This window comes from uncultured Amaricoccus sp., from assembly GCF_937891315.1.
Taxonomy (GTDB): domain Bacteria; phylum Pseudomonadota; class Alphaproteobacteria; order Rhodobacterales; family Rhodobacteraceae; genus Amaricoccus.
The window spans coordinates 1-5,116 of record NZ_CALAGI010000063.1 but is presented as its reverse complement, the minus strand read 5'-3'; the positions used below and the strand labels follow the sequence as shown (position 1 = coordinate 5,116).

At 66.8% G+C, this 5,116-nt stretch carries 6 protein-coding genes; 2 read left to right on the top strand and 4 right to left on the bottom strand.

The genetic code is table 11. The features are described from left to right. Positions 1 to 247: 247 nt before the first annotated feature. From Q0480_RS05625 to Q0480_RS05615, 3 genes are all read right to left on the bottom strand, one after another. The gene (locus tag Q0480_RS05625; protein WP_299131404.1) at positions 248 to 2,140 is read right to left on the bottom strand and encodes a potassium transporter Kup; all 1,893 of its coding nucleotides are present in this window, start codon (positions 2,138 to 2,140) and stop codon (positions 248 to 250) included. Between the two features lie 273 nt (positions 2,141 to 2,413). Further along, entirely contained in the window at positions 2,414 to 2,566 is a 153-nt protein-coding gene (locus tag Q0480_RS05620) for a hypothetical protein (protein WP_299131402.1), read from the bottom strand. 182 nt (positions 2,567 to 2,748) lie between these two features. Next, complete coding sequence (locus Q0480_RS05615; protein WP_299131400.1) at positions 2,749 to 2,985, bottom strand: hypothetical protein; 237 nt, start codon at positions 2,983 to 2,985, stop codon at positions 2,749 to 2,751. Between Q0480_RS05615 and Q0480_RS05610 the strand changes: the two genes are divergently transcribed. Continuing rightward, entirely contained in the window at positions 2,984 to 3,394 is a 411-nt protein-coding gene (locus Q0480_RS05610) for a hypothetical protein (RefSeq protein ID WP_299131399.1), read from the top strand. The two genes, Q0480_RS05615 and Q0480_RS05610, sit on opposite strands and share 2 nt — an antisense overlap. A 204-nt stretch (positions 3,395 to 3,598) precedes the next feature. On the opposite strand, the gene Q0480_RS05605 is transcribed toward Q0480_RS05610, so the two are convergent. After that, complete coding sequence (locus Q0480_RS05605; protein ID WP_299131398.1) at positions 3,599 to 4,222, bottom strand: TetR family transcriptional regulator C-terminal domain-containing protein; 624 nt, start codon at positions 4,220 to 4,222, stop codon at positions 3,599 to 3,601. A 190-nt stretch (positions 4,223 to 4,412) separates the two neighbouring features. Between Q0480_RS05605 and Q0480_RS05600 the strand changes: the two genes are divergently transcribed. Then, positions 4,413 to 5,116, top strand: a 704-nt coding sequence (locus Q0480_RS05600; protein WP_299131397.1) for an aminotransferase class III-fold pyridoxal phosphate-dependent enzyme, incomplete at its 3' end; no start/stop codon positions are given.

Genomic DNA, 5,116 nt, shown 5'->3' with positions numbered 1-5,116 from the left:
GCGCGCGTGAAAAGCCCTGTCCGCCCAGAAGGCCGAGACCGTTGCCCAGAAGCCGGACTGTGAGCATTTTCCCCGTATTCCCCGCGAATGTTCCTAAAGTTTTCCGACTATGCGGGATGTCGGGGTGCGGGGCACCTCAAACGTTACGAAAGGGTTAACCGGACTTCTCGCGGCGCGGCCTTCCCGCGCGCGGAAAGCCCGCGGAGGGCGTGAGAAGTTCGGATTTCTTCGGAGCGTGGCCGCCGGATCAGATCACGAATTGCTGGCCGAGTTCCAGGACGCGGTTCGAGGGCAGGCGGTAGAAGCCGGTGGCGTCGGTCGCGGTCTTGGTCATGGCGATGAACAGCCGATCCTGCCAGAGCGGCATGCCCGATTCCGTCGACGGCTTGAAGGAGCGGCGATTGAGGAAGAACGACGTGCTCATCACCTCGAACTTGATGCCGTGCTTCTTGGCAAGGGCGAGCGCGCGCGGCACGTTCGGCTGTTCCATGTAGCCGAATACCAGATTGACCCGGGTGAAGTTGTCGTCCAGCTGCTCTACGACCGAGCGGTCGGCATCGGTCACCGTCGGCGTGGTCGCGACGGTCACGGTGACGATCAGGTTCCGCTGATGCAGCACGCTGTTGTGCTTCAGATTGTGCATCAGCGCCGAGGGGGCGATGTCCGGATCCGAGGTCAGGAACACCGCGGTGCCCGGAACGCGGACGATGCTCGGCTTTTTCATCATGCTCATCAGGGAGGTGAGCGACACCGCGTCGGTATGGGCCTTGCGCTGGACGATGGCGGTGCCGCGCACCCAGGTCCAGACCAGCACGCCGACTACGCCGGCCATGATCAGCGGCACATAGCCGCCGTCGAGCACCTTGATGAGGTTCGCGCCGAGGAAGATCGCTTCGATGACAAGGATCGGCACGATGACCGCCACCACCGCCGCGATCGGCCAGTTCCACACCTTGCGCAGCACGACGATGGCGAGGATCGAGGTGATGACCATGGTCCCGGTCACCGCGATGCCGTAGGCGCTGGCGAGCGCCCCGGAGTTGCCGAAAAAGACGACGAGGACCAGCACGCCGGCGAGCAGGGTCCAGTTCACCCGCGGCATGTAGATCTGCCCGACCAGCGCCTCGGACGTATGCCTCGTTTCGAGGCGGGGGAGCAGGCCGAGCTGGACCGCCTGGTGGGTGATGGAATAGGCGCCGGTGATCACCGCCTGGCTCGCGATCACGGTGGCGGCGGTGGCGAGCAGGACCAGCGGCAACAAGGCCCAGGCCGGCGTCATCAGAAAGAAGGGATTGGCCAGCGCCTCGGGGCGGGCGAGGACGAGCGCGCCCTGGCCGAGATAGTTGAGCGCCAGCGCCGGGAAGACGAGCCCGGCCCAGGCGACGCGGATCGGCCCCCGGCCGAAATGGCCCATGTCGGCGTAGAGTGCCTCGGCCCCGGTCACCGCGAGAAACACCGAGCCCATGGCCGGCAGCGCGCCCGTGCCGTGGCTGGCGAGGAATTCCACCGCCATCGCCGGATTGAAGGCGCCGAAGATGCCGAGATTGTCCCCGATATGCCGCAGGCCGAGGGCGGCCAGGACCAGAAACCAGACCAGCGTGATCGGCCCGAAGAAGATGGCCACCCGATCCGTGCCGACGCTTTGCACCCAGAAGAGCAGGATGAGGATCGTCACCGTGATCGGCAGGACATAGGGCTCGAACGCCGGCTGCACCAGTTCGAGGCCCTCGACCGCCGACAGGACCGAGATCGCCGGCGTTATGACCGCGTCGCCGTAGAAAAGCGCGGTACCAAGCACGCCGAGCACAAGAAGGGGCGTGGTTCGCCGGCCGAGGGCGCGCTGGGCGAGCGCCAGCAGCGACAGAGTGCCGCCTTCGCCGCGGTTGTCCGCGCGCAGGATCAGCATGACATATTTGAAGGAGACGATCAGGATCAGTGTCCAGAGCAGAATCGAGACGATGCCGACCACCTCGGATTCAGCCAGCCCGTCGCGGGCGGCGGAACGCAGCGCCTCGCGCAGGGCATAGAGCGGGCTGGTCCCGATGTCGCCGTACACGACGCCGACTGACCCGAGAACCAATTTCCAGAATTTGTGAGGTGTGGGCTCTGTGCCCGAAATAGCCTCGTGGGCCGCCGTCATCGCAAGTCCCGCGCTCGTTCCAGGGCGGACGGTATCGCGAGTGCGAGATGGCCACAAGGCGGGTCGGCGCGCGTATTCGGCGGGTCCGCGGAAGGGCACCCGACTTTCGGGCGATGGTCGAGGTTATGGGGCTAAGCGTCTGTATTCACGACGCCGGAGCCGGTGGGGTTCCGCGTCGCGCGGCTCCGCCGCTCGCCGACGCGCGTCCGTTCGGGCCGCGGACCGCGCGGAGCGCGCCGTCGGTGCGCCATTTTTCCGTAGCCGGATTCGCTGTCAGGCCCGCTGGTCGAGGCCGCCGCCGGTCGCCGAGGAACCGGCGCTGTTCGGGACGGGCGCGGTCATCGGCTTGTCCTGCTGGCTGACCTCGGCGATCTCCATGCAGGCGCTGACGATGTTGCGCACCAGCATCGGCGAGACCGGCTTCATGGAAAGCGCGGCGATAAGGCTAGGCACGGATGAAACAGACATGACTCAGTCCCTTCAATTGGCTTCCGACTGTTCCCGGGAGGATACATTCTTGGTCCATTGCAACGAAAGTGTAGATATTACAAATAGTTAACTCTTGATTAACGGCCGTGCCCCGCGGTGCGATCCGGGTCGGGTCGGCGTCAGGCGGCGTGATCGAGCACGCCGCCGACGGGCGCGGACCGGCCGCGCAGGATTTCGATCGCGCCGTAGCCGCCCGCGGCGTCAGCGCCGGCGATGCGATGCGCGGCGGCATGCGGGCTTTCCTCGGTCCTGCCAATTTGGAGCAGGGTGCCTTCCGCGCGCACGCGGGTGAGCGCGGCGACGGCGCAGGCGCGATTCTCGCTGTCCGGCGCGACCTCGGCGGTGCCAAAATCCATGCGGACGGCCGGCGCGTCGATCGGCGTCGGTGTCGCGGCGGGCGTCAGGACGCTTTCGTGCCCGCCCGACCGGATCGATGCGCCCGCGGCGTCGGCCGGGCTTGGGGATCTGGTCGTCGGCGCGGTGGTGGATCCTCCGTTCGGCAGGGCGCCATCCGACGAGGCGCTGCCCGAAGACGCACCGCCAAGGGACGCGCGGCCGGATGAGCCGTTCCCGGAAGGCGTGTTTCCCGACGAGGTTCCGTTCGACGACGTCCCGCTCGACCCGGTGGTGCCCGAGGCGGCCTGCACGGGCTGCGTGGCAACCGGCGGCGTGGCTGGTGGGGTGGGCGCGGCGGGCGGACGCGTGATTCCGCCGCCCAGGAGCATTCCCAGCAGGAACATGGTTGCCGATCCTGTTAGTTTTTGACCGGTCCGGCGTATCACGGTGACGGCCACCTGACCCCGCCACGCCCTAGTCATCGTAAATCGCGCGGTTGGTCCATGAATATCAATAACAGCTATCAACCATCTAGCAAGTAATGATATTTTGTCAAAATGAGGATCCGGCGGCGATGCGCGCCTTAACTCTCGCGTCAGGATTCGCCGAATTTCCCGCCAGGTTCCTCTGGCCTTACGGCGCCAGTGCCCGCCTGAAAAGACCGGCGAGATGGCGCGCGGCGTCCTCGAAATAGGCGTCGTCCTCGGTGTCGAGCACGGCGCGCACCTGAACTTCGAAATCGGCGTAGTGCTGGGTGACCGCCCAGATCGAGAAGATCAGGTGATGCGGATCGACCTCGGCGATCTGGCCCGCCGCGGTCCAGTCGCGAATGACGGCGGCCTTTTCCTCGACCAGCTCGCGCAAGGGGCCGCGCATCTGATCGAGGAAGCGGGGGGCGCCGCTCAGCATCTCGCCGGCGAAGAGGCGGCTTTCCCGAGGGTAGTCGCGTGACATTTCGAGCTTGCGTCGGACATAGGCGCCGATCTCGGCCCGCGGATCGCCGGCGGAATCGAGCGCGCGCAGCGGAGCGAGCCACGTGTCGAGCAGGCGCTCGAGCAGCGTGCGGTGCACGTCGTCCTTGGAGGCGAAATAATAGAGCAGGTTGGGCTTGGAGAGACCGGCCGCCTCGGCCAGCTGGTCGAGGGTCGCGCCGTGATAGCCGTGGGTCGCGAACACATCGAGCGCGGCGGCGAGGATCGCCTCGGTCTTCTCGCGCTGGATGCGGGTCGGTTTCGCGCGGGACGCCGCCCGGGTCATGGCTGCCTCATCGGAACGTCCTCGGCCGCGTCTTGGAAATCAGCTTGACGCCCCCGACCGCGGTGGTAGCGTCCGAATTTGACCGTTTGGTCATAAAACACGAGTTTTCCCAACGGGTCGAGCAAAATCCGCCGTGCGTCGCAAGGGCCTCGGCGCGGGCTCGACCTCAGGGCTACCTGAGGAAGCCGCGATGTCGAACCGATCCGCCGAGGCCGCAGAACCCGGCCAGAGCCGCGCCCCGAACGACCTGCGCGCCTTCTGGATGCCTTTTACCGCGAACCGCCAGTTCAAGCAGGCGCCGCGCATGTTCGTCGGCGCGGACGGCATGCATTACACAACCTCGGACGGGCGGCGGGTGCTGGACGGGACGGCGGGCCTCTGGTGCTGCAACGCCGGGCACTGCCGGCCGCGGATCACGCAGGCGATCCAGCGGCAGGCGGCGGAGATGGACTACGCGCCCGCCTTCCAGATGGGCCATCCGAAGGCGTTCGAACTGGCGAACCGACTGGTCGACATCGCGCCGGAGGGGTTGGACCACGCCTTCTTCTGCAACTCGGGCTCGGAGGCGGTGGAGACGGCGCTGAAGATCGCCATCGCCTATCAACGGGCCATCGGGCAGGGTGCGCGCACCCGGCTGATCGGGCGCGAGCGCGGCTATCACGGGGTGAATTTCGGCGGCATTTCGGTCGGCGGCATCGTCACCAACCGCAAGTGGTTCGGCACGCTGCTGGCCGGCGTCGATCATCTGCCGCACACCCATTTGCCCGCGAAGAACCTGTTTTCCCGTGGCCAGCCGGAGCACGGCGCGGACCTCGCGGACGAGCTGGAGCGGATCGTGACGCTGCACGACGCCTCGACCATCGCCGCGGTGATCGTCGAGCCGGTGGCCGGCTC

Coding starts and splice junctions, on each gene's coding strand:
- Q0480_RS05625 (WP_299131404.1), bottom strand. CDS start 2,140: ATGACGGCGGCCCACGAGGCTATTTCGGGCACAGAGCCCACACCTCAC.
- Q0480_RS05610 (WP_299131399.1), top strand. CDS start 2,984: ATGCGGACGGCCGGCGCGTCGATCGGCGTCGGTGTCGCGGCGGGCGTC.
- Q0480_RS05605 (WP_299131398.1), bottom strand. CDS start 4,222: ATGACCCGGGCGGCGTCCCGCGCGAAACCGACCCGCATCCAGCGCGAG.
- Q0480_RS05615 (WP_299131400.1), bottom strand. CDS start 2,985: ATGGATTTTGGCACCGCCGAGGTCGCGCCGGACAGCGAGAATCGCGCC.
- Q0480_RS05620 (WP_299131402.1), bottom strand. CDS start 2,566: ATGAAGCCGGTCTCGCCGATGCTGGTGCGCAACATCGTCAGCGCCTGC.